This is a genomic window from Pullulanibacillus camelliae (assembly GCF_014642655.1).
GTDB classification, from domain to species: Bacteria; Bacillota; Bacilli; order Bacillales; family Sporolactobacillaceae; genus Pullulanibacillus; species Pullulanibacillus camelliae.
Window position 1 is genome coordinate 83,247 of the sequence record NZ_BMIR01000002.1, and the last position, 22,646, is coordinate 105,892.

General features: G+C 41.5%; 19 protein-coding genes and 1 pseudogene. All 20 read left to right on the plus strand.

What is annotated here, in order from left to right; all coding sequences use genetic code 11:
* Positions 1-250: 250 nt before the first annotated feature.
* The 20 genes and pseudogenes from IEW82_RS03360 (at position 251) to IEW82_RS03455 (ending at position 22,535) form a co-directional block, all read left to right on the plus strand.
* Positions 251-1,201, plus strand: coding sequence for an alpha/beta hydrolase (locus tag IEW82_RS03360; RefSeq protein ID WP_188689209.1), 951 nt, complete (start codon positions 251-253; stop codon positions 1,199-1,201).
* A gap of 656 nt (positions 1,202-1,857) precedes the next feature.
* Entirely contained in the window at positions 1,858-3,369 is a 1,512-nt protein-coding gene (gene argH, locus IEW82_RS03365; RefSeq protein WP_188689211.1) for an argininosuccinate lyase, read from the plus strand.
* A complete protein-coding gene (locus tag IEW82_RS03370) occupies positions 3,351-4,370 on the plus strand; it encodes a BadF/BadG/BcrA/BcrD ATPase family protein (protein ID WP_188689213.1) in 1,020 nt (339 codons plus the stop codon). Before argH ends, IEW82_RS03370 begins: the two co-directional genes overlap by 19 nt.
* Before the next feature lie 3 nt (positions 4,371-4,373).
* Positions 4,374-4,730 (plus strand): YojF family protein, encoded by a 357-nt coding sequence (locus IEW82_RS03375; RefSeq protein WP_188689216.1) that lies wholly within the window; start codon positions 4,374-4,376, stop codon positions 4,728-4,730.
* Positions 4,731-4,749: 19 nt separating this feature from the next.
* On the plus strand, positions 4,750-5,433 hold the full coding sequence (gene bshB2 / locus IEW82_RS03380) for a bacillithiol biosynthesis deacetylase BshB2 (protein WP_188689218.1): 684 nt from the start codon (positions 4,750-4,752) through the stop codon (positions 5,431-5,433).
* A gap of 56 nt (positions 5,434-5,489) precedes the next feature.
* A complete protein-coding gene (locus IEW82_RS03385) occupies positions 5,490-6,776 on the plus strand; it encodes an extracellular solute-binding protein (RefSeq protein ID WP_188689222.1) in 1,287 nt (428 codons plus the stop codon).
* A gap of 63 nt (positions 6,777-6,839) precedes the next feature.
* Positions 6,840-7,751: a carbohydrate ABC transporter permease gene (locus IEW82_RS03390; protein ID WP_188689225.1), complete on the plus strand. Its 912-nt coding sequence runs from the start codon at positions 6,840-6,842 to the stop codon at positions 7,749-7,751.
* Between the two features lie 11 nt (positions 7,752-7,762).
* Positions 7,763-8,596, plus strand: coding sequence for a carbohydrate ABC transporter permease (locus IEW82_RS03395; protein ID WP_188689227.1), 834 nt, complete (start codon positions 7,763-7,765; stop codon positions 8,594-8,596).
* 23 nt (positions 8,597-8,619) lie between these two features.
* Entirely contained in the window at positions 8,620-9,762 is a 1,143-nt protein-coding gene (locus tag IEW82_RS03400; RefSeq protein ID WP_188689230.1) for an ROK family transcriptional regulator, read from the plus strand.
* Complete coding sequence (locus tag IEW82_RS03405) at positions 9,763-10,689, plus strand: amidohydrolase family protein (RefSeq protein WP_188689234.1); 927 nt, start codon at positions 9,763-9,765, stop codon at positions 10,687-10,689.
* A gap of 381 nt (positions 10,690-11,070) precedes the next feature.
* A pseudogene (locus tag IEW82_RS03410) lies at positions 11,071-11,478 on the plus strand (VOC family protein).
* Positions 11,479-11,964: 486 nt separating this feature from the next.
* Positions 11,965-13,401 carry an NADP-dependent phosphogluconate dehydrogenase gene (gene gnd / locus IEW82_RS03415; RefSeq protein ID WP_188689239.1) on the plus strand — a complete coding sequence of 479 codons (1,437 nt, stop codon included), beginning with the start codon at positions 11,965-11,967 and terminating at the stop codon, positions 13,399-13,401.
* Positions 13,402-13,531: 130 nt separating this feature from the next.
* Positions 13,532-14,344: an SDR family NAD(P)-dependent oxidoreductase gene (locus tag IEW82_RS03420; protein WP_229672301.1), complete on the plus strand. Its 813-nt coding sequence runs from the start codon at positions 13,532-13,534 to the stop codon at positions 14,342-14,344.
* A 130-nt stretch (positions 14,345-14,474) separates the two neighbouring features.
* Complete coding sequence (locus IEW82_RS03425) at positions 14,475-15,449, plus strand: aldo/keto reductase (protein WP_188689245.1); 975 nt, start codon at positions 14,475-14,477, stop codon at positions 15,447-15,449.
* Between the two features lie 811 nt (positions 15,450-16,260).
* On the plus strand, positions 16,261-17,040 hold the full coding sequence (locus tag IEW82_RS03430; protein ID WP_188689248.1) for a formate/nitrite transporter family protein: 780 nt from the start codon (positions 16,261-16,263) through the stop codon (positions 17,038-17,040).
* 498 nt (positions 17,041-17,538) lie between these two features.
* Complete coding sequence (locus tag IEW82_RS03435) at positions 17,539-18,252, plus strand: cytochrome c biogenesis CcdA family protein (protein ID WP_188689250.1); 714 nt, start codon at positions 17,539-17,541, stop codon at positions 18,250-18,252.
* A 15-nt stretch (positions 18,253-18,267) separates the two neighbouring features.
* Entirely contained in the window at positions 18,268-18,822 is a 555-nt protein-coding gene (locus IEW82_RS03440) for a TlpA family protein disulfide reductase (protein WP_188689253.1), read from the plus strand.
* Positions 18,823-18,833: 11 nt separating this feature from the next.
* Positions 18,834-19,970: a peptide-methionine (R)-S-oxide reductase MsrB gene (msrB, locus tag IEW82_RS03445; protein ID WP_188689258.1), complete on the plus strand. Its 1,137-nt coding sequence runs from the start codon at positions 18,834-18,836 to the stop codon at positions 19,968-19,970.
* Between the two features lie 19 nt (positions 19,971-19,989).
* Entirely contained in the window at positions 19,990-20,772 is a 783-nt protein-coding gene (locus IEW82_RS03450; RefSeq protein WP_188689260.1) for a response regulator transcription factor, read from the plus strand.
* Positions 20,769-22,535, plus strand: coding sequence for a sensor histidine kinase (locus IEW82_RS03455; protein WP_188689263.1), 1,767 nt, complete (start codon positions 20,769-20,771; stop codon positions 22,533-22,535). The genes IEW82_RS03450 and IEW82_RS03455 overlap by 4 nt, the downstream gene beginning before the upstream one ends.
* Positions 22,536-22,646: the final 111 nt, after the last annotated feature.

A 22,646-nucleotide genomic window follows, 5' to 3' on the forward strand; every position in this document is an offset into this window, starting at 1 on the left:
TCTAAAACATAAGCCTTTAAAATATCCCCTGGTTATCGCTGTGTTGGTGATGATCAGGGGATGATTGCGTTTAGGGTCAGCTGTTGCCGTCTAAAGGGGGAAGCAAAGGACAAGTACATTGAATGATGATAGGCAAAACACGTGAATGGCTGGAAGCTATGAGTACTTTGATGGACCTTGGTAAATACTAGTCTTATTAAAAAAGGAACAGGAATCTTTGCAATATTTTATTTAAAAGAAGGATATGTCTATGAAAAAAGTGCTTATTTTGATAGTGATAATATTGCTCTGTTATATTGACCCCGATTGGGCTTCCTCTGCTAAAGCCAAGCGTCATGCAAATGAGCGAGGGATACATACGATAAGCAAAAAGACAAATCAAGAAAATAAGGTCGAATTACTCCCCAATATTGTCTACGCGAAAGCAGGGAGTACATTTTTAAAAATGCATCTGCTCGTTCCAAAGCAGTCAACCATACCCCATCCGCTCATTATTTTTATTAAAGGGGGCGGATGGGGGGATAAACATCCACAACGGGTGTTGCGTTTTATCCCACAATTGGTACGCTTTGCCCAAAGTGGCTATGTCGTGGCAAGTATCGAGCACCGAACCAGTCACATGGCTCAATTTCCAGCTCAGCTTTATGATGTGAAGGCAGCGATTCGTTATCTTAAGGCACATGCAGACCAATTTAACATTGATGCTAAGAAAGTAGGGGTTTGGGGGAGCTCATCAGGCGGACATCTTGCCGCATTAATTGGTACAAGTGGAGATGTACCACAATTAGAAGGAGAAGAAGGAGACCTCCGTCAATCTAGTCGTGTACAAGCCGTGGTTGATTGGTATGGACCGACTGACTTTTTACAAATGAGCAAGTTCCCTTCCAAGGTAGACTTTGATGGCCCAGATTCTCCTGAATCGAAGTTAATTGGTGGTCCAATTCAGGAAAATAAGGATAAAGTTAAATTGGCCAATCCTATAACATATATCACGTCTAATGATCCACCGTTTTTAATTATGCATGGCGACAAGGATATGCGGGTGCCTTATAATCAGAGTGTTTTATTGTATACTGCTTTGAAAAAAGCAAAGGTCCAAGTGGCAATGTACAAGATTAAAGGGGCGGGACATGGAGGATTCACGCAACCGGAAATCATGGACACGGTGCTCCAATTTTTTGATAATCATTTAAAACATTAGACCTACTAATTTATGACGATACAGAATGCAGATATAAACAATTTTTCCAAGACGAATAATATAACCCTGTCGCAATTTAGTCTGATAAAGGCTCTGGCTCCTTGAATACATCCCACTAAGAAAGTTTGGTCTGATAAAATCAATAAATGGCCCTGCGCAGTAGATGACTTCGAGTATATTCCTGCAGGTTTACTCCCTCATTTTTTAAAAGAAAAGAAAGTATAAAATTTCTAGTTATGAGGACGGTGCGGATTTCCGCTCTAGGAAGCTCACTCACTTTCCGCGGGAAAGTGGTAAGCCTCCTCGCGCCTTCGCACTGCTAAGGTCTTAGCGATCTTCCACTTCTCGCAGCCGACTCTAGTCTCCGCATCATGAGTTAGCGGCGCCTGAGGAACATACGATTTTAGAGTGTTCCGAATCTCGCGCCTTGCGCTCCCATCCACTTGACCAGGCAATGAAGGCTCTTTCATATTGGATGATGCTCTATACTAAGGACAAGGACCGGGCATGCTCTTCGCCCGGTTTTTCTTATTCTCTAAAAATAATTAGCATAAATAGTCTAAAAATTAAATAAGTTATTATCAATCCTTAACTAAGGAAACTTTACTAAGTTATGAAAGCAGCACTTCGAGTATCAATAGCAGGGAGGCGGAGACTTGGGAAGGAAGCACGCTATTTTTGCACGTGAAGGGGATCATTTTCCTGGCGTAACCTATTCAGATGTTGTGTTAAGGCCAGCTTATGAAAATGCAAAATGTAGATTGCTTGAACCGATGCTGGAAATCAATAAGGCACATTTAGTCATGCTTGCCGAGCAATCCCTTCTAACTCAATCACAAGTCAAAAACATTTTAGAAGCCATTGATAGCTTGAATTTAGATGAGATTGCCCAAAGTCAGTATACCGGGCAATATGAAGATCTCTTCTTTTATGTTGAAAGTAAGATTATTGACCATGCTGGTCAAGATGGAGGGAGTCTCCATTTAGCAAGAAGCCGTAACGACATGGGTGTCGCGATGTATCGAATGACCCTAAGACAGCAATTGTTACAAGCTATTGAAGCCATTATTGGCTTTCAAGAGGTTCTTCTGGATGTTTCAGAAGAGCATAATAGGACGCTGTTTATGGGATACACCCATACACAACAGGCGCAGCCAATGACTTTTGCCCATTATTTACTTGCTATTTATGATGTTGTTGATCGTGATCTAACTCGATTACTCTCGGCTTACGATACCTGTAACAAAAGCCCATTAGGTGCGGCGGCTCTAACGACCTCAGGTTTTCCTATTCATCGGCAACGCATGGCAGAATTACTAGGCTTCGATGGTTTAATTGAAAATTCTTATGATGCCATTGCTGGAGCTGATTATCTGGGCGAAATTGCAACCTCAGTCAAGTTGACTTTTATTAATTTTGGTCGATTTATTCAAGACTTATTGCTTTGGTCTACTCAAGAGTTTGGCATATTAGAGGTTGCAGACCCGTATGTGCAAATCAGCTCGATTATGCCGCAAAAGCGTAACCCTGTTTCGTTAGAACATTTGCGAGCCTTAAGCTCAAGTGGCTTAGGAAGTGCTGATACGGTTTTACAAATGATTCACAATACCCCCTTTGGCGACATTAACGATACTGAAGATGATCTACAGCCCCATTTGTGGCAAAGCCTAAAAAGGGTAAAGGATGTCTTTCAACTGGCACAGGCTGTAATCGGAACTGTGGAAGTCAATAAAGAGGTTGTCACTCAACGGATAAGAGAAAGCTATGCCATTATTACTGAGCTCGCAGATACCTTAGTTCGAGAAGCCTATTTACCCTTTAGAACCGCTCACACCATTGTGAGCCGATTAGTCAAGCAATGTATAGAGAAGCACATTAAACCTTATGAAGTGACGAAGGAGGTGCTGAATGAAGTTAGTCAGGAAATAGTGGGTAAACCGTTGAACTTGTCGGAAGAACAGCTTCAATGTGCAGTGGATCCGGTTCACTTTGTTGAGATTCGAAAGCTTCCTGGTGGACCAGCCTTTTGTGAAACAAAAAGGATGAGGGTAGCACGTAAAAATGAACTTAAAAATAAGACGGAAAGAATTGAGGGAGAAAAGCAGCGTATGAAAGCTTATAAGATGACACTGGAGGAGACGACAAATATTTGGAGCAATCACACATGATAACCATTCCTATATTAGCTATGGATGGCGGGGGTACCAATTGTCGTGCTGTACTATGCAATACTCATGGAACCATTCTATCGTTTGCAAAAGGTGGCGCATGCAATTTCCATAATATTGGTCTAAAAAAAACAAAAGAAACCCTTAGAGCGGTGATAAAGCAACTCATTCAGCCTTATCAAGAACACCTTTATATCCAAAAGGGTGTTATCGGCCTGGCTGGAATAGATACAACGAACGCCTTAGACATGATGTTCAACTTATTTAAAGACATCTTTACAGAGCTTGATGTCACTGTTGGTGAGATTATTTTAAATAATGATGGCTGGGTCACCATGATGGGGACATTGGGCAAGAAAGCAGGCTTGCTTGTTATTTCTGGAACAGGTTCCATCGTATACGGTAAGAACAGAAAAAAACAGATTGCAAGAGTAGGGGGATGGGGGCATCTACTAGGTGATGAAGGGAGTGGGTACTTTATAGGACAAACGGCGTTGCGACATTGTGTTCGTGCTTTGGATGGTCGGGAACCTCATTCAGCAGTCACTGATGTTGTGCTCAGGCATTTGCACCTATCAGACTTAGAATCCTTGGTGACGTGGACGTATAGTTCGGATTATTCCATCGATAAGGTTGCTGCTTTGGCTAAGGAGGTGTTTGCTCTAGCAGCTCAAGGGGAAGCTGTTGCTGAGTATATTTTAGATCAGGCAGGCCAAGACTTGGCAGAAGCCTGTGATACTGCTATTCAAAAGCTAGAATTGGATGCCGATCCATTTGAAATAGTGGTTGCTGGAGGCATTTTACAAAATGAGGCTTATGTTCTTAACAAAATGCTAGATGCACTCTTGCCGAATCATCAAAGATTTACGATAAGGCAGCTTCAAAATGAACCGATACATTGTGCGGTCCTTTATGGATTATATGCTTTGGATCGCTATTCCTTAAGTTTAGAAATTGAACTTTCCAAGAATTTAGATCGTTTGATCGCCAAGGAGGGATAAAAAGTGGAGGCTATCCAATCACTTGCTGTTCAGGAAGCTATTGAAGGTTTTATCAATCAAGAGGTCTATCTCCATCTTGAAACAACGACTGGTTCCTATGCTTCGTTGTCTGGGGATGACAAGATAGCGGTTGTTGCATTTATACGTAATGGAAAGGTGCGCTTTCATCAAGCAAAAATTACAGGGACACAGCCTTACCGTGTTGGATTAAAGCTCGAGGAGGGGTGGGTGTATGCAGAAGGATTAACGGATTGGGAGTTGAGAAAAGGAGGAGATCAACTTCTCCTTGCAGGTCATGATCAAGAGGGTCAATTATTGATTGCGCTTGAACTTAGTCATCACCCTTTTAACTATGAATAAAGGAAAAGGAGGCCTTCGGATGGTCAAACAAATATTGGCTATTTTTCCTCACCCTGATGATGAAAGCTTTGGAAAGGCAGGAGCGTTAGCCCTTCATGCCAAAAGAGGTGACAATGTATCATTGATTTGTGCAACCTCAGGGCAGATGGGGCGAAGAATGGGAAATCCATTTTTCGCCAATCGGGAAACCTTACCTAACATTAGAGAAAAAGAGCTCATGGCCGCATGTGAGGCCATTGGTATTCATGATGTGCATCTATGGCGTATGCATGATAAAACGTTGCAATTTGAAGACCCAGAAGCCTTGGCTGACCGTGTTTTTAAAGAGATTGAGTACTTGAAACCAGATCTCATTTATTCCTATTATCCAGAGCATGGTGTACATCCGGATCACGATGCGTTATCTGAAGCAACGATTCGAGCCGTGCATCGTCTACCTATTCAGCATCGTCCAACCATTTATGGGTCAGCATTCTCAAAAAATTGTAAGGAAATACTTGGGCTTCCGGATATCGAGATTGATGTTTCCGAGGTGTTAGAGCATAAGATAAAGGCGCTTCGTGCCCACCATTCTCAATCCGAAGTGATTCTAAAAAAGCTAGATAATGAGCTGGAGCGTCATCCGGAAAAGGCAGATGAGCTTCTTGCACCGTATAAGAAAGAATATTATTGGACCTATAAATGGTCGCCTGCATCCGCCTAAAAAAAGAGCGTCATTAAAGAGCATTATCCACTTCAAAATCATTGTGGGGTGTAAACATGAAAAAACGACTGATAAGTATGTTTTTAGTCATGGGACTGCTTGTGTTATCTCTCACGGCTTGTGGTGGGGACAGTGAGGGATCCAGCAAAGGAAAAACAACAATTACTTATTGGCAATATACTTTTCCTGAAAAGGTGACAGAAATTAAAGCACTCATAAAAAAATTTGAAGCAGAAAATCCGAATATAAAAGTTGTTGCACAGGATTTTCCATATGATCAATATAATCAAAAGATTGCGGCTGCTATGAACGCCAAGAAGGGACCAGATATCATGAATCTCTTTTATGGCTGGCTTCCCCAATATCAGAAGAACGGCTATATTCAGGCAATACCTGAGGATTTTATGAGTACGAAGGCCATTGATCAATTCTATAATCCTATGATCCAATCTTCTAAAATAGACGGCAAGTATTATGGCTTACCTACTGCTGTCCGCTCACTTGCTCTATTTTGGAATAAGGATTTATTTAAGGCAGCTGGGCTTGATCCAGAAAAGCCACCAAAAACCTGGGATCAACTCGTTGAGATGGCTAAAAAGATGACCAAAATAAAAGCTAATGGTCAATATGAACAAGAAGGCTTTGCTTGGAATGTTGATGGTCAGGACTATCATACTTTTGAAGAAGTTCTGCTCAGGCAATGGGGTGTACAGCCATTTAGTCATGATGGTAAAAAAGTACTTTGGAACTCCTCCCCAGAAGGGTTAAAAGCTTTTGAGTATTGGGTGAACATGACGAAGAAGGATAAGATAGGCGATGGAAAATTCCTGCAGGGGTATAATACAGCATTTAAAGCTGGAAAAGCAGCGATGATGATCGATGGATCGTTTAGCATTGCTGCGACAAAAGAAGCAGCAAAGTTTGATTGGGGTGTCACAACTTTACCTGTTCGTGAAGAAGGAGGAACAGAATCGAACTATGGTTCTTATTGGACGAATAGTATCGCTAAGGGGGTAAGTGGTGCAAAATTAAAAGCTTCAGAAAAATTTCTGAAATTTTTGATTTCTGAGGACACCGAAAAGGAATGGATGGATAAGGTTGGGGAGCTGCCAGCGTCAGCGGCACTCGGCAATGATCCCTCTATAATTAAAGATCCTATCTATGGCCCATTTGTTAGAGGATTAAAGAATGCGCATGCAACAATGTTTGTTGATGAAGCAAAAGAGAGAACGGCTATCGCCAATGCCGTTGATAAAATCCTTTTAAAGAATGCCCCCATTGATCAGACTTTCGAGGAACTTGTAAAAGAACAGCAGAGAATACGGGATGACTATTATAAATAAGCTTGAAGGCCGCTTGGAGCTATGAATGTCCAAGCGGACGCGAGCATATAAGGGAGGATCGATATGAGTGAAGTAACGTCAAAAGCGCAGCGGACCATAAAGTTAAAAACGAGACGGGCATTAATTGCCTACGGTTTTTTGGTCATACCTCTTCTGTTCTTTTTATGCATTCGCATTTACCCTACACTTTATGCCTTTTCATTATCGTTTAGAGCGCATAATGCGTCAGGGTTTACCTTAGATAATTATTCAACCTTATTTCATGATCATGTGTTTTGGCGTTCCGTTCTTAACACATTGTTATACGTCATTATTACAGTCCCTTTGCAAATGGCTTTTGGTTTGCTTATCGCATTGGGAATTGAAAAGATTCATCACTTTCGCTGGTTTTATCGTGTCATCTATTTCTTACCTTATATCACATCCATTGTGGCGGTAAGTTGGGTTTGGCGGTTGATGTTTGATGAAAATACAGGGGTGCTGAACCATGTATTGGCCTGGTTTCATATTGCGCCACAAGGCTGGCTTGCTGATCCATCAGAAGCACTGCTATCGGTAAGTATTGTTATGATTTGGCAAGCCATGGGCTTTAGTATGCTGATCTTTATGGCTGGAATCCAAGCGATTCCAAGACAGCTTTATGAAGCCGCACAAATTGATGGTTCCAGTTCCTGGAAGATGTTTTGGCGCATTACTTTTCCACTTCTCAATCCAACCCTCGTCTTTTTAGCGGTGACAGGTGTCATTTCTGCTTTACAGACCTTCACCCAAATTCAAAACTTGACGGCTGGTGGTGGTCAAACCGCAGGTGGACCGTTGAATAGTACGTCGAGTATGGTTGTTTATATGTTTAATAATGCCTTTACAAATTTTAATATGGAATATGCTTCTGCGGTCACCGTTACTCTCTTTATTCTTATTTTAATCGTCACACTTATTCAATTAAAAATAATTAATAGAAGCTTTGACTATTAGGAGGTGAGGAGATGACTAAGAAAAAACACAGGTCTTGGGGAGCGGGTATTATCCATGTGTTACTGCTTATTGGCGTTGTTATTGTAGCTTTTCCATTTGTTTGGATGATTTTATCCTCTTTTAAAAGTTTATCCGATTTCTATAACTTTTCATTTTTACCAAAGACATTTGACTTCTCCGCTTACAGCTATATTTTTCAAGAAACGCATTATCTCCGATGGTATCTTAATAGTATTATTGTCGCAGTGATCGTCACGGTGAGTTGTATTATTTTTAATTCGCTGATTGGATACGTGCTCGCAAAACATAAATTTCCGGGCGCGAGTGTCATTTTCATCTTGATCTTATGCACCTTAATGATTCCTACAGAAATGCTTGTGATTCCCTGGTACATGATGAGTGTTGACTTTAGCTGGGTAGATTCCTATTGGGGGATTATGTTTCCAGGAATGATAGAAGCCTTTGGTGTCTTTCTTATGCGGCAATTTATGCTAGGGGTGCCAAATGATATTTTAGATGCGGCACGAATTGATGGAATGAGTGAATTTAAAATCTGGTGGCGTGTGGCGATGCCTCAAGTTAAATCAGCGGTATCAGCATTGGGGATCATCACCTTTTTAGGGAACTGGAATGCTTATTTGTGGCCTGTTATTATTACAGCTACTGATCCGATGCGAACCCTTCCGGTTGGGATTTCTTTATATTCCACAGGCGATGCTGGAGGGATTCAGTGGAATACCATTATGGCTATGAGTACCCTTGCGGTGGTTCCGATGATCATTGTTTTCCTTATTCTGCAAAAACGTATTGTTGAAGGCATTGCACTCACAGGTGTCAAAGGCTAATGATGTAGCGGGAGGTGACCCCTTTGAAGAAAACAATTCCTGGCACACCCAATTTATTACGGATTGTAAACAGAAACACGCTTTTGCGATTGCTTGAACAGAGGGAATACAGTAGTCGATCAGAATTAAGCCAATTAAGCGGACTGAGTTTGCCTACGGTGTCCTCTGTCATAAAGGATCTTTTGAAAGAAGGATGGGTAATAGAAGTAGCAGGGGGAGTCTCCCAAGGTGGGAAACCACCACAATTGATTCAACTCGACCCTAATGCCAGGTATATTGCCGCAATTCAAATGAATCAAGACCAAATTCGTATTTGCTTAACCAACCTTGTTGGGCAGATATTGGCCGAGGAAGAGATTACAGTATCTGGTCGATCGCTACAGACTCGAGCTTTATGTGAAAAAACAGCTCGATCTTTAAAGGCATTGATTGAAAGACACCCGATTAATCCGCAACTTTTATTAGGGGCCGGTGTAGCGGTTCCAGGTGTTGTCGATGATCAAGGAAGAGTATCACAGGCACCTGAATTTGGCTGGGATCAAGCGCCTATTCAAGATTATCTTTCTAAGGCCTTAGATTTAGAAACTGTTGTGGAAAATGATGTGCGTTTGGCAGTAAAGGGAGAGGCTTGGCGGAGAAAAGAAACTTCAGGCACCATGATTTATGTTCACTTAAGTAAGGGGATAGGTGCTGGAATATTAATTAATGGAGAGATTTATAAAGGCGCCCATTTTGCAGCTGGTGAAATCGGAAATATGATTGTTGATCCACAGGTTATTAAGGATAGAATAGGTCACCGGCAACGTCGCCAAGATCAGCAGGGCTTTTTTGAAGAACAATATGGGATGAACGCGTTACGCCGCTATTCTGATCAGCACGAAGGCACCCAAGAAGCTTGGATCTTAGAACATCTGGCCTTTGGAATGGTCAATATGATTTCGGTGCTTGATCCTGATCAGATTATTTTTGGTGGAGAAATGATTGCAAGAATTGATCATTTTTTAGAAAAACTAAAGGAGAATCTTTCAAAATTAATCCTAACATTACCAGCGATGTCGCTCACCCCTTTAGGCAATCATGCGCCGTTGTTCGGAGCTACACGCATTGTCCTAGAAAGTCAGCGTTCCGATATGAATTGGATAACGATGAATAGAGGAGGAGACTAAATGATTAAGCATCTTATTGATTTTCATACTCATTTTCCTGTTGATCATGAACCACATCAAGAAAAGCGGTCGTTGCATCCTGAGGTCTTGCACTATAAAAAGGAACTGAGAAGAATATGGCGTGAACAATTTAAATTTGATGATCCTGAAACAGAGCATCCTGGAAACGCTGTTCAGCTTCAGCGGTGGAAGCAAGAGGTGACGACTTACGACATTCAGAAGGTAGTCTTTGTTACAGGTGGTGGAAATCAAGTATTATCAGATCTCATTAAGGATTCTCCTGAATTTATTGGATTTGCTCATCACGATTTATCTGAGGATGGCGCCTATGAAAAACTTAAATTTGCAGTAGAAGAGTTAGGGCTATCTGGCTATAAGTGGTTCGGTCCTCTGATGCGAAAACCCTTTGATTCACCAGAGCTTAAGCCGTTTTGGACTTATCTTAATGATCACAGGTTGCCCTGTCTCATTCATTTTGGCGTGCTGGGTGGCCCTGGTGGGACGGTATATCACCCTTACATTAACCCATTAACCATTGGCAATGTCGTACAAACCTATGTGGATATCCCCTTTGTTTTTCCGCATTTTGGCGCAGGATATTGGCAGGAATTGTTACAATTGGCATGGTCCAGCCCAAATGTTTATGTGGATTCTAGTGGATCAAATGATTGGGTACGGTGGATGCCCTACCCGTTAACTCTTACAGATCTGTTTCAGAAGGCATACGAGACGATAGGTCCTCAACGAATGATCTTTGGGACAGATTCAAATAATTTTCCGCGTGGTTTTTCAAAAAGATACCTAGACTTACAAGAAGCCGCATGTCTCAATATTGGAATGAGTAAAGAAGATATGCAAAAGTTTTTTGGTGGAAATGCAGCCCGGCTTCTAAAAATAAGTCAACCTAAATCCGTTGTTATTGAATAAAGGAGGGGAAAGTGCTGTCTATTGGGTATATCTATGAGCAAGAAGCTCAATGGTATCCCATTTTACCGGATGAGGCAAAATGGGGGGCGGGATAAAAAGGTGTGTGGGGATACAGCGTTGTTGCAACAAAAAAGCTCACAAAATATGGCTTGGGTTTCTTACCGAGTCTTTTTTCTATGAGAAGAAGATGTTTTTATACATATAAGTTTAAGCTAAACAACATGGTATAATAGAAAAAATCATACTAGAGGATTCGAGGAAAATACGTTGGAAATTCAGTCCTTTCATAAAAGGGGTTAAAAGAAAGTGGTGGGACAGGATGAACGTTCTACAAAGTGTTCACTTTGAAACGTCGAGAAGTAAACAAAGGAGTGACAGGTGATGCAGATTAAAGGCTTAAATCACTTCCTATTTTCCGTGACTGACTTAGACAAATCTATCACTTTTTATCAGCACATTTTTGGAGCCAAACTATTGGTTAAGGACAGGAAGACGGCTTATTTTGACCTGAAGGGATTATGGCTTGCACTAAATGGTGAGGATGATATGCCCCGTCATACGCACATTGCTTGCCTTGAGCATTGGGGAAAGGAATTATGTGCCAATTTATAAAAAATGAGAGGAACTAAATGTAATATTTTAACCGGTAAAGAGTGGGATAAGAGGGATAAACTCTCCATCTATTTTCCCGATGGTCATAGATTTGAATGCCATACAGGTACCTGGCAAGAGCGGTTGTCCTATTATAAGGCAGAGAAGGGGCATATGGAATTTTGTGATGGGGATTAATCAAGTCTAAAAGCAAATTAGAGTTGACGGTTAAGTTAAGGACATACTATAATAAGGAAAATTCAAACTATTAGAAAATAATACAACATGAATACAGTGGCTGTTATTAATAAATTGCGCTCTAAGAGAGCTGTTAACACCAACAAAGGAATTAAATGGTTTGGCTATCATGACTTAAAACAAGTAGAGGGAGATTTAAAAGAAAAGCTTCCAATGTAGATATTGCTTATGGCACGCTGTGTTTGGACGTTTAAAAAGCAGGGCTGCGAGCATTGCATTTTACAATCTTTTTCAGAAAGATTATGATACTATACAAGTGTCAAAGCTTATGAGAGCCACTGGTTCATTGGCTTCGATACGCATGGAGTCGTTTGACATTTTTATCCGTGTGCAAGTATGTCAGTAATGAAGATGTACATAATAAAAGGCTGCGACCTGCAGGGAAAGCCCATGCGGGAATGCATACAAAAGAAAAAGGGTGAGACTATGAGTCAACAACAAATCGGTGTCGTCGGCATGGCGGTCATGGGTAAGAATTTGGCTTTAAATATTGAAAGTAGAGGCTATTCGGTTTCCATTTTTAACAGAACCTCTTCAAAAACAGATGAAGTCATTCAAGAAAATCCAGGCAAAAATCTTGTACCGACATATTCTATTGAGGAATTTGTTGCTTCTTTAGAAAAGCCAAGAAGAATAATGCTTATGGTGAAGGCCGGTATGCCAACGGATAAAACGATTCAGTCATTGCTTCCACACTTAGATAAAGGGGATATATTAATCGATGGAGGAAACACGTTCTTTAAAGACACGATGCGTCGCAATGAGGAGCTTGCTTCTTCAGGTATCAACTTTATAGGTACGGGTGTGTCTGGTGGTGAGGAAGGGGCGTTAAAAGGTCCTGCCATTATGCCTGGTGGACAGAAGGAAGCCTATGAATTGGTTGCGCCAATCCTTGAAAAGATTGCTGCAAAAGCGCCGCAGGATGATGAGCCTTGTGTTGCCTATATCGGTCCGAATGGTGCGGGTCATTTTGTTAAAATGGTACATAATGGCATTGAATATGGTGATATGCAATTGATTGCCGAATCCTATCATTTGCTTCGTGAAGTCGCTGGTCTATCTGTCGAAGAAGCCGCGGGGGTTTTCGATGAATGGAATAAAGGTGAGCTAGATAGCTTCCTTATTGAAATCACTGCTGATGCTTTGACTAAGAAGGATCCAGTGACAGGCAAACCAATGGTGGATATCATTTTGGATCGAGCAGGTAATAAAGGAACAGGAAAATGGACATCCCAAAATGCGTTAGACTTGGGTGTTTCTTTACCGTTGATTACTGAATCTGTTTTTGCCCGCTTCATTTCTGCTTTCAAGGATGAGCGTGTTGAAGCAAGTAAGGTCCTTGCCAAGCCAGCAGGCTATGCCTATGATGGCGACAAACAGGCATTGATTGAAAGCATTAGACAGGCACTCTACTTTAGTAAGATCATGAGCTATGCACAAGGGTTTGCGCAAATGCGTGCCGCTAGTGAGAGCTTTGATTGGAACCTTCAATACGGTCAAATTGCTAAGCTTTTCCGTGCAGGCTGTATCATTCGGGCACAATTTCTACAAAAAATTACCGATGCTTATGATAAGAACCCAGAGTTAAAGAATTTAATGCTGGATGAGTATTTTATGGACATTACCGCCAAATATCAAGAGGCTGTCCGTGAGGTGATCAGCATTGCTGTTAAAGCAGGTGTTCCAGTCCCAACCTTCTCGTCTGCGATTGCTTACTATGATTCCTATCGCAGTGAAACCCTGCCAGCCAATCTGATTCAAGCACAAAGAGATTATTTTGGCGCGCATACTTATGAAAGAGTGGATAAAGAAGGCACCTTCCATTTTGATTGGTATGGCAATGACGGTGAAACGAAATTGTAAGTGAGTGTTTTGTATAGAGGTAGTAAATGCTTGGGCATTTGCTGCCTTTTTAAATATAATTTTGTTAAAAATGTCATGGGAGCGAAAGTGTTTTAGGATGGAGTCATTTTTGAAAGGGGATGTGTGGGTGATGCAGCAAAATATTGTTGTGATTACGGGGGCTACTCGAGGAATCGGTAGACATGCAGCGCATTACTTTGCAAGACAAGGCTACACTGTTGTGGCAACAGGAAGAAATAGAGAGCGTTTGGATACTTTAGAAACTGAATTAGAGCAATATGGTCATGAGCATGCTGTTTGTCAAATGGACGTTACACGACCGGAAGAGATTGATGAGGTTGTCCAATATGTCGTGAATCAATATGGCCATCTTGATGTATGGATAAATAATGCGGGGGCATTTGCTGCGATTGGTCCAACGTGGGAAGTTGATGCGAAGACGGTAATCAATGATCTGTCTACAAATATTTTTGGTCCACTTTTGTGTATTCAATCCGTTGTACCCATCCTGTTAAGGCAGGACTACGGGTGTATTATTAATCTAGTTGGTGGTGGAACTGTGGGTCCATTCCCTTATGGCAATGGATATGGCACATCAAAAACGGCCGTTGCGCGATTGACAGAGAATTTGGCAGCAGAGTTGGCGAACACCTCTATTAAAGTTTTCGCCTTAGATCCAGGTTTAAATGATACGGACATGACACGGTATCAAAGGGAATCGACAGTGGGAAAACGCTATTTACCCCATATGGAACAGCTATTTGAGGAGCATGCTGACGTCCCCCCTAATCAAGCCCCACAATGGATGTATTATCTTGCAGAAGGTCAGCTGGATGCGTACATTGGTAGAGTTGTATCTGTCTATGATGATCTCAAAGCTCTAAAAGAGAAAGCGCAGCACATCTTGGAAAATGACTTGTACACCTTACGCTTATCAAAATAATGCTTGTTTTTTAATCACACATGAGTAAGCGTTTTATTTCTATTTTTCTATCGTTCTCTCTATAATAGGTGATGGAGGTTTAATGTTTTCTTACTTATCAAAAAATACGAGTGTCAGGAGGCAATGACCATTGGAATATTCACAGTTAGGACGTTCTGGAATGAAGGTAAGCCGGCTTTGTTTAGGGACGATGAATTTTGGTCCCGTAACAGAAGAGAAGGAAGCCTTTCGCATTATGGATGCAGCCTTGGATGCGGGGGTTAACTTCTTTGATACCGCGAACGTTTACGGTCAGGATAGGAAGGGGTGGACCGAGGAGATTATCGGCAGATGGTTTGCCCAAGGTGGCAATCGCAGGGAGAAAGTTGTACTAGCGACTAAAGTCTATAATCCCATGAATGATGAAAATGATGGTCCAAATAATGAGCGTAATTTATCCGCTTATAAAATTCGTCGTCATTTGGAAGGTTCACTTAAACGCTTGCAAACCGATCACATCGAACTCTATCAAATGCACCATGTGGACAGAAATACATCATGGGATGAGCTGTGGGAAGTCTTTCAATCACTTGTCCAACAGGGGACGATCGATTATGTGGGCTCTAGTAATTTTGCGGGATGGGACCTTGTGAAAGCCCAGGCTGCGGCAAAGTCACGCCATTTCTTCGGTCTCGTTTCAGAACAGCATAAATATAGTTTACTCTGCCGCCTGCCAGAATTAGAGGTACTGCCGGCTGCTCAGGATCAAGGCATTGGCGTTATTGTTTGGAGTCCATTAGATGGCGGTCTTCTTGGAGGAAATGCTTTAAATCCGGCAAAAGGGTCGCGTTCAGCCAATCAAACAGAACGCATTGAAAAACATAGACAGCAACTCGAAGACTTTTCGGCTTTTTGTAAAGATTTTGGCGAAAAGGAAGCTGATGTTGCGCTCGCATGGGTCCTTCAACATCCTGCCATTACGGCACCGATTATCGGTCCAAGAACGTTAGAGCAGTTTGAACAAGCCCTACGCGCAGTGGAAATCACATTCGATCAGGCAGCCCTGGATCGTTTAGACGAAATTTTCCCTGGCTATGGGGAAGCACCGAAAGCCTATGCATGGTAAATGTTAAACAGGGAGTGACAAAACGAAAAGAAATCAGCCTATTACCAAACGATAAGTAGCCAGGAAAATGGGAAGCGTAGTCAAAATACGGAAACGCCTACGGGAACGGTGCCAGCGTTACTTCACGAGTAAACCTCGAGTTGTTCCGAGAAAGTTGACTTTGAAGCCATACGTGTAGACGCGGAACAGGGGACTTTTAATCATGAATACTTGGGAAAATAAATAGTCTATTCTCAAGTTAGCTGAGGCGGTACCCGTGGAAAGCGAGTAGTTTGACGGAGCGCTTCATGACTCACTTAAAATCCGAACGCATCCCTTCAAAGTTGTGAATGCGTTCGGATTCTCTATGAGCTGAATACTTCTGTCTCACCCCGTTTTTACCATCAGAATTTATACCGTCGCTGGCGCTCATAAAAGAGGAACTGCTAGGGGGCTTTTGAGATTTGATCTACTGGCTTTTGTTAATTTGACGTTTGTTTGATTTAATCGCCAGCGAATAGCGCAATTGTCATAAATCGAATGGTGCTAATATAATTATTTCTGGAAATAGCAAGAATGTCATCTATAGGGTTCTTTTCTCCCCACGTTCGTGCAACTCTTGGAATGACTCGGCCATCAGAAGGCTGCTTTTTTAATTTTCCTCAAAATGATGCCTGATTGAACACAAGCAAAAAAGGTGGATATGCTTTTTGGCAGGACAATAAAGCTTGTGACTACATACTTCAATGTATAATTCTCATCGTAAAAATAAAATACTAAGCTTAAGTGCAGGCTTAAATTGAGAATAATACATTAGATGAGGAGTGGCGGCATGGCTTTTCATAATCCACAGGAAATTGCAGAAATAACTGTAGAGAATGGTACGAAGAAAGCTAGTATGTCTTTTTTGAATATGATTTTATTAGGATTTTTGGGTGGCGCTTTTATTTCTGTAGGCTTTTTATTGGATATTAGAGTGACCGCAGGGATGCCACCAGCTATTTGGAGTTCGTTTGCTTCGTTTTTGGGAGCGGCCGTGTTTCCAGTAGGGCTTGTCCTAGTGCTTCTAGCAGGCGGAGAGCTTCTGACGGGAAATATGTTGGCAGTTGCTATGGCGCTTTTTTCAAGAAAAATAGGCATTAATAAATTAATTATCAATTGGGTCATCATTACGATTACAAATTTTATTGGAGCGATTTGTGTTGCTTATTTTTTTGGACATGTTGTAGGCCTGACAGAAGGTGCTCCCTTTTTTGATAAAACAGTGGCCATTGCTGCTGGTAAGCTGAATGAAACATTTATGCAGGCCTTCATCTCAGCGATTGGCTGTAACTGGCTTGTTTGTTTAGCTGTATGGCTTTGTTATGGGTCAACAGATATGATCAGTAAGATTGTAGCCATTTGGTTTCCCATCATGGCCTTTGTTGCCATTGGCTTTCAACACGTTGTGGCGAACATGTTTGTCATCCCTGCTGCCATCTTTGCAGGGCAATTTACATGGGGAGATTACTTAAATAACTTTGTTCCAGTGTTTCTAGGAAATATTGCTGGGGGATCGCTTTTTGTCGGGGGCATTTATTGGCTGACGTATATAAGAAAAGCGCAAGCCTGATGCAGGTAGCCCAAAATATAAGGCTATCACAGGGATGTTAGTCATCAGTGTTTTCCACGACATTCTTGAGCTTGCTGAGCCTGTTGTCCCAAAACTGCTGGAAATAAGCGAGCCATTGTTTTCATTTAGTTAAAGGTTCTTGATTATATAACCCCTTTTGGTTTTATGTAAACAAAGCCTTTGATTTTAAGGGGGTCTATAGGAAACAGAAAAGAAATTTATTTAGAATTTTGTAAGGCACATTGAAGGCTTCGTTAAAACACATGGCGATAAAAACGAGTGGAGGACTGCGGGAACGTGAGGAAAAAAGAGTTGATCTCAAGATCAGCTCTTTTTTGCTGGAAGAAGCTTTTTAAAGAGAGAGCAGAACATTAAAGATGAATAAAACACATGAAGATTTTAAAGAAAGTGCTAATGATCTTGGATGTTCATTAGACTGCATTTCTCCTACACTTAAGTTATGAACCAAGAGTCAGTCGTACAAGGAGGTGGTGCTAGTTGACAGAACAAATTTATGTAGGCAGTGTATTTGCGGCTGGGGTGCTGTCTTTCTTTTCCCCCTGTATATTGCCCCTGCTGCCTGTGTATCTTGCTTTCCTGGGGAGCTCGGAAACAGGGAACAGATTTAATAGCTGGCAGCTTTGGCGTATGAAGCTTTCACCGGTTCTTATCATAAGAACCTTGCTTTTTATTCTTGGCTTGTCCATGGTGTTTGTTGTATTAGGGTTCGGCGCTGGCTCGCTTGGAACTGTGTTGAATAGTTCGCTGTTTATTACCATTTGTGGGATTATTGTTATTCTGTTTGGCATTTACCAAACGGGAATCTTCAAACTGAAGTTCTTAGAGCGTGAAAAAAAATTGAGCGCAGATTTTCAGAAAAACCGAGGCTTTTTTGGTGCCTTTTTACTTGGGTTTACTTTTAGCTTTGGCTGGACCCCTTGTATTGGGCCGGTTCTTGCAGCGGTACTTAGTCTATCAGCGAGCGGTGGTTCTGTCGCTTCGGGTGGAATTTACATGCTGGTTTATGCTTTAGGCCTAGCTATTCCATTTTTTGTGATGGCGCTATTTTCTGATTTGTTATTAACGAAGATGCGCAAGCTCTACAAGCATATGAACGCTTTAAAAATCGTTTCTAGTGCTGTATTGATTCTTATGGGAATCTTGCTTGTGACAAACAAGCTGAATGACATTACATCTTACTTTCAATATTAAAAGGAGCTGAAGAAGATGAAAGGATTAAAAAAGAAAGGCATATGGGGAGTCGTCATCGCAGCCTTGCTTGTTATAGCATTCGTCAGTGTCCATTACATTGGGCATGATGGCACGAAAACGGCAGAAGCCAATAGTGCGGTAGTCAATAAAGGGCCGATGGCTCCACAATTCAAACTTAAAGATATGAATGGCAAGACAGTGTCCCTTTCTGATTTTAAAGGTCAGAAGGTTTATGTGAAATTTTGGGCATCATGGTGTCCGATCTGTTTAGCAGGATTAGATGACTTGAACAAACTATCAGGGGAAAAACATGATTATAAAGTATTAACCATTGTCAGTCCAGGCTATAATGGGGAGCAATCTGAAAAGGATTTTGTGGATTGGTTTTCAAAACGCGGCTATAACAATATCGAGGTCCTGCTGGATGATGGAGGAACATGGGCGAAAAAATTTGGCGTGAAGGGCTATCCATCCTCTTACTATATCGGAACGGATGGTGTATTAGCTAAAGCAATTCCTGGCCATAACACGAACAAAGTGGTCAACAGCACGATTCAGACTATAAATTAAGGAGGGCGACTATGAAGCGATTAGCTATAGCTTTTTCACTGTTATTTGTATTAATGTTAACAGCATGTTCACCTGCATCTATAGTGAAGACGAATCAATCTGAAGCGTTAGCTGCGACAGGGGGAAGTGGCGATACAGCAAAGGTGACAACGGCATCCCTACCTAATCCCAATAAACATGTTGATTATTCTAAAAGTGACTTGCACACCATCTATTTGGCGGGCGGCTGTTTTTGGGGGATTGAAGCCTACATTTCAAGGATTTATGGTGTGAGCGACGCGGTCAATGGCTATGCCAATGGAACAGGAAAACATCCGACCTACGAGCAAGTGGAGCGAGGAGATCGAGGGTTTGCAGAGACGGTGAAAGTGACCTATGACCCTAAAAGGGTTAGTCTGACCGACTTAGTCACGGATTTCTTTAAGGTCATCGATCCTACGAGTAAAAATCAACAAGGGAATGACAGAGGGGTTCAATACCGCACAGGCGTTTACTATACTGATGATCAAGATTCGGCAACGATTAAAAAGGTCGTGGCGCAGGAACAAAAGAAATACGATAAGGAAATTGTCACAGAGGTTCTTCCGCTTAAGAATTGGTATAAAGCAGAAGAGTATCATCAGGATTATTTAGAGAAGCATCCTAATGGCTACTGTCATGTTGATCTTGGTATATTAAAAGATCAGAAGGTTAAAATTGACCCTTCTAAATATCATAAACCAAGCAATGCAGTGCTTAAAAAAACTTTGACAAAAGAGCAATATAAGGTAGCGGTGCTGGGAGACACTGAGCATGCTTTCTCTAATAAATACTGGAATACATTTAAACCTGGTATTTATGTCGATGTTACAACGGGTGAGCCGTTATTCTCCAGTAAAGATAAATATGATTCTGGATGTGGCTGGCCTAGCTTTACCAAGCCGATTGATCCCGATGTCGTCACCTATCATAAAGACACCAGCTTTGGCATGGTGCGAACCGAATTACGCAGTCGCGTTGGAAAGATTCATCTCGGTCATGTCTTTGACGATGGTCCAAAGGATAAAGGCGGTAAGCGCTATTGCATTGATAGTGCCTCCATTCGTTTTGTTCCCCTCACCGATATGGATAAAGAGGGTTACGGGGACTTGATCAATGTAGTAAAATGATCTCAAAGGAGCTATCGCAATGTACAAATTGTTGCTTGTAGAGGATGAGGACTTAGTCAGAAACGGGATTAAACGTTTTGTGTCCTTTAGCGAATTGAATATTGAAGAAATCTACGAAGCAGCTAATGGTGAAGAAGGTTTGCGTCTTTTTCAAGAGCATCAACCGGATCTTGTGCTGTTGGATATCAATATGCCAAGGATGAACGGCCTCGATTTCGCAGCCAAGGTAAAGGCCATTAAGCCTAGTGTGAAAATGGCGGTGATTACCGGCTATGATTATTATGATTATGCGGTGACGGCTTTAAAGCTTGGGATTAATGATTATGTGCTTAAACCAGTATCAAGAAATGATGTTTTTGAGGTATTAAATAAATTGGTCGGTGCATTGAAACAGGAGGGTCAGCAGTCTGAGCTGCTGGCCCTATTACAGGATTTTCAGATGAAAGCAGAGCCTGATAAGACGTCAGCTTATTCTGATGATGAACAAAAACAGATCATGCGCATCATCGAAGAGAATCTAGCTAATCCTCGCTTCTCGCTGACCGTTTTGGCGGGGCAAATGGGGTTTAGTGCAGGTTATATGAGTACGCTTTTTAAGAAGCTATTTAAAGTCTCTTTTCAGGATTATCTTGTTTCCTGGCGCTTGGAACATGCTAAACTATTGCTTTTAGCTTCTGATAAAAAGGTCTATGAAATTTCTGAGGACGTCGGTTTTGATAATCCTAATTATTTTAGTGCGACTTTTAAAAAGAAGTTTGGCATCTCGCCCCTTCACTATCGCGATCAGGTTAAAGAAACATGAAGTTATTCTTGCGCTCATTACAGTTTAGAATTTTATCGATTTATATATTAGTCAGTGTACTGATGATTGGAATGACTGGCAGTGTGCTTTACGTTGGCATTTCACGTGTCGTTATGCATGAATCCGTGAAATCAAATCAGATGGCGATTGCTAAGGGTGGCACCTATGTTGAAATGTATATAGACCGCTTGAAAGTATTATCGGAAATGCTGGCCCGTAATCCTGAGACCATTCGCACACTGGCATCAAAGAACAAAACAGGTGAAGCGGATATTCTCAACATCATTCACAATGTGCTTTCGACGGATAGCTCCATTAAATCCGTTTTTGTCATTAGTAAGGATGGCTATGTTCTCTCTAATGAGAAAAAGCTGAATATGACACAGTCTACCAATTTGATGGATGAGCCATGGTATGTGGCCGCCATTCATAGCAATAGTCCGACGTTAACTTCTGCGCGTATGCAAAAGTTTTCAATGGACAAGAACAACTGGGTCATCTCCATGAGTCAAGAGATTACCGATAGGAACGGCAAGAATCTCGGTGTCGTGCAAATGGATATCAAGTATCGGAAAATAGAGGATTATCTCAATGAATTGGATCTTGGCAGTAATGGTTACGCTTTTATCATTAATAGTAAAAATCGCATTGTCTATCACAAGGATGTTTCTTATTTTAAAAATACAGCAAAGCAGCAACAGCTTATTAAGCTCAGTCAGCAAAAGCAAGGCTATGATCCGAAAAAAAATCGCCTGATCTATAAAACAAAGCTTAAGGATTCGGATTGGACATTGGTCGGTGTCAGCTCATTGGATGGTTTAAAGCAAATTCGCTCACAATTGCTTAAATCCTTTTTTATGGTAGCTGCGGGTCTTTTACTACTTATTGGGCTAGCTTCCCCTTGGATCGCGAAAAGTCTGACACGGCCTATACGACGTCTGGAGCAGGCGATGCAACAGGTTGAACGCGGGCGCCTTATTGTCAGCGTACCCGAGACAGGGGTCACTGAAGTTCAGGGACTTGCACAGCATTTTAATTCTATGGTACTTGAAATCCGCCAGCTCTTAAAGGATATAGAAAAGAAGGAGCAGAGCTTGCGGTTACATGAGTTGAGCGTTTTGCACAGTCAAATTAATCCACATTTTCTCTACAATACGTTGGACACCATTGTTTGGATGGCCGAATTTCAGGATACTGAGCGGGTCATCTCAACGACAAAAGCCTTAGCAGAATTCTTCCAGTTATCGTTAAGTGGAGGAAGTGAATTCACGACAATAGAAAAAGAGATGGCACACGTATCCAAATATTTATTTATTCAAAAGGAGCGTTATGGTGACAAGCTTTCTTATGAGGTGAACTATGATCCTTTGTTAGCGGATAAGGGCATTCCAAAAATCATCCTTCAACCATTAGTAGAGAATGCTATCTATCATGGCATCCGGGAAAAAGAGGGACCTGGTCATTTGGATGTCTATGCCATTGTAGCGAAGGATAAGACGATACAGTTTTTTGTTGAAGATGATGGTGTTGGTTTTAATACATCTATTCTTAATGCTGGACCTAGTCAGCTGAGTCATAATCATAATGAGTCTAAAAAGGAAAAGGCTCTCCCTAAGCTAGGTGGCATTGGTATTCAAAACGTTGATGAACGCCTAAAGCTCTACTACGGTGACCCTTATGGCGTATTCATCACCTCTACCCCTGGCAAGGGCACGCAAGTTAAAGTCGTCCTGCCTGGTCTTGAACCATTAGCAATGGAATAGAACCGAAATCCTTGGTGAATGACCAAGGATTTTTATTGTGGAGAAAACAAGGGTAACCAGGAAAGAATCGAATATTTTGAGAGGAAATGAGCCTATCCACATTACTATACA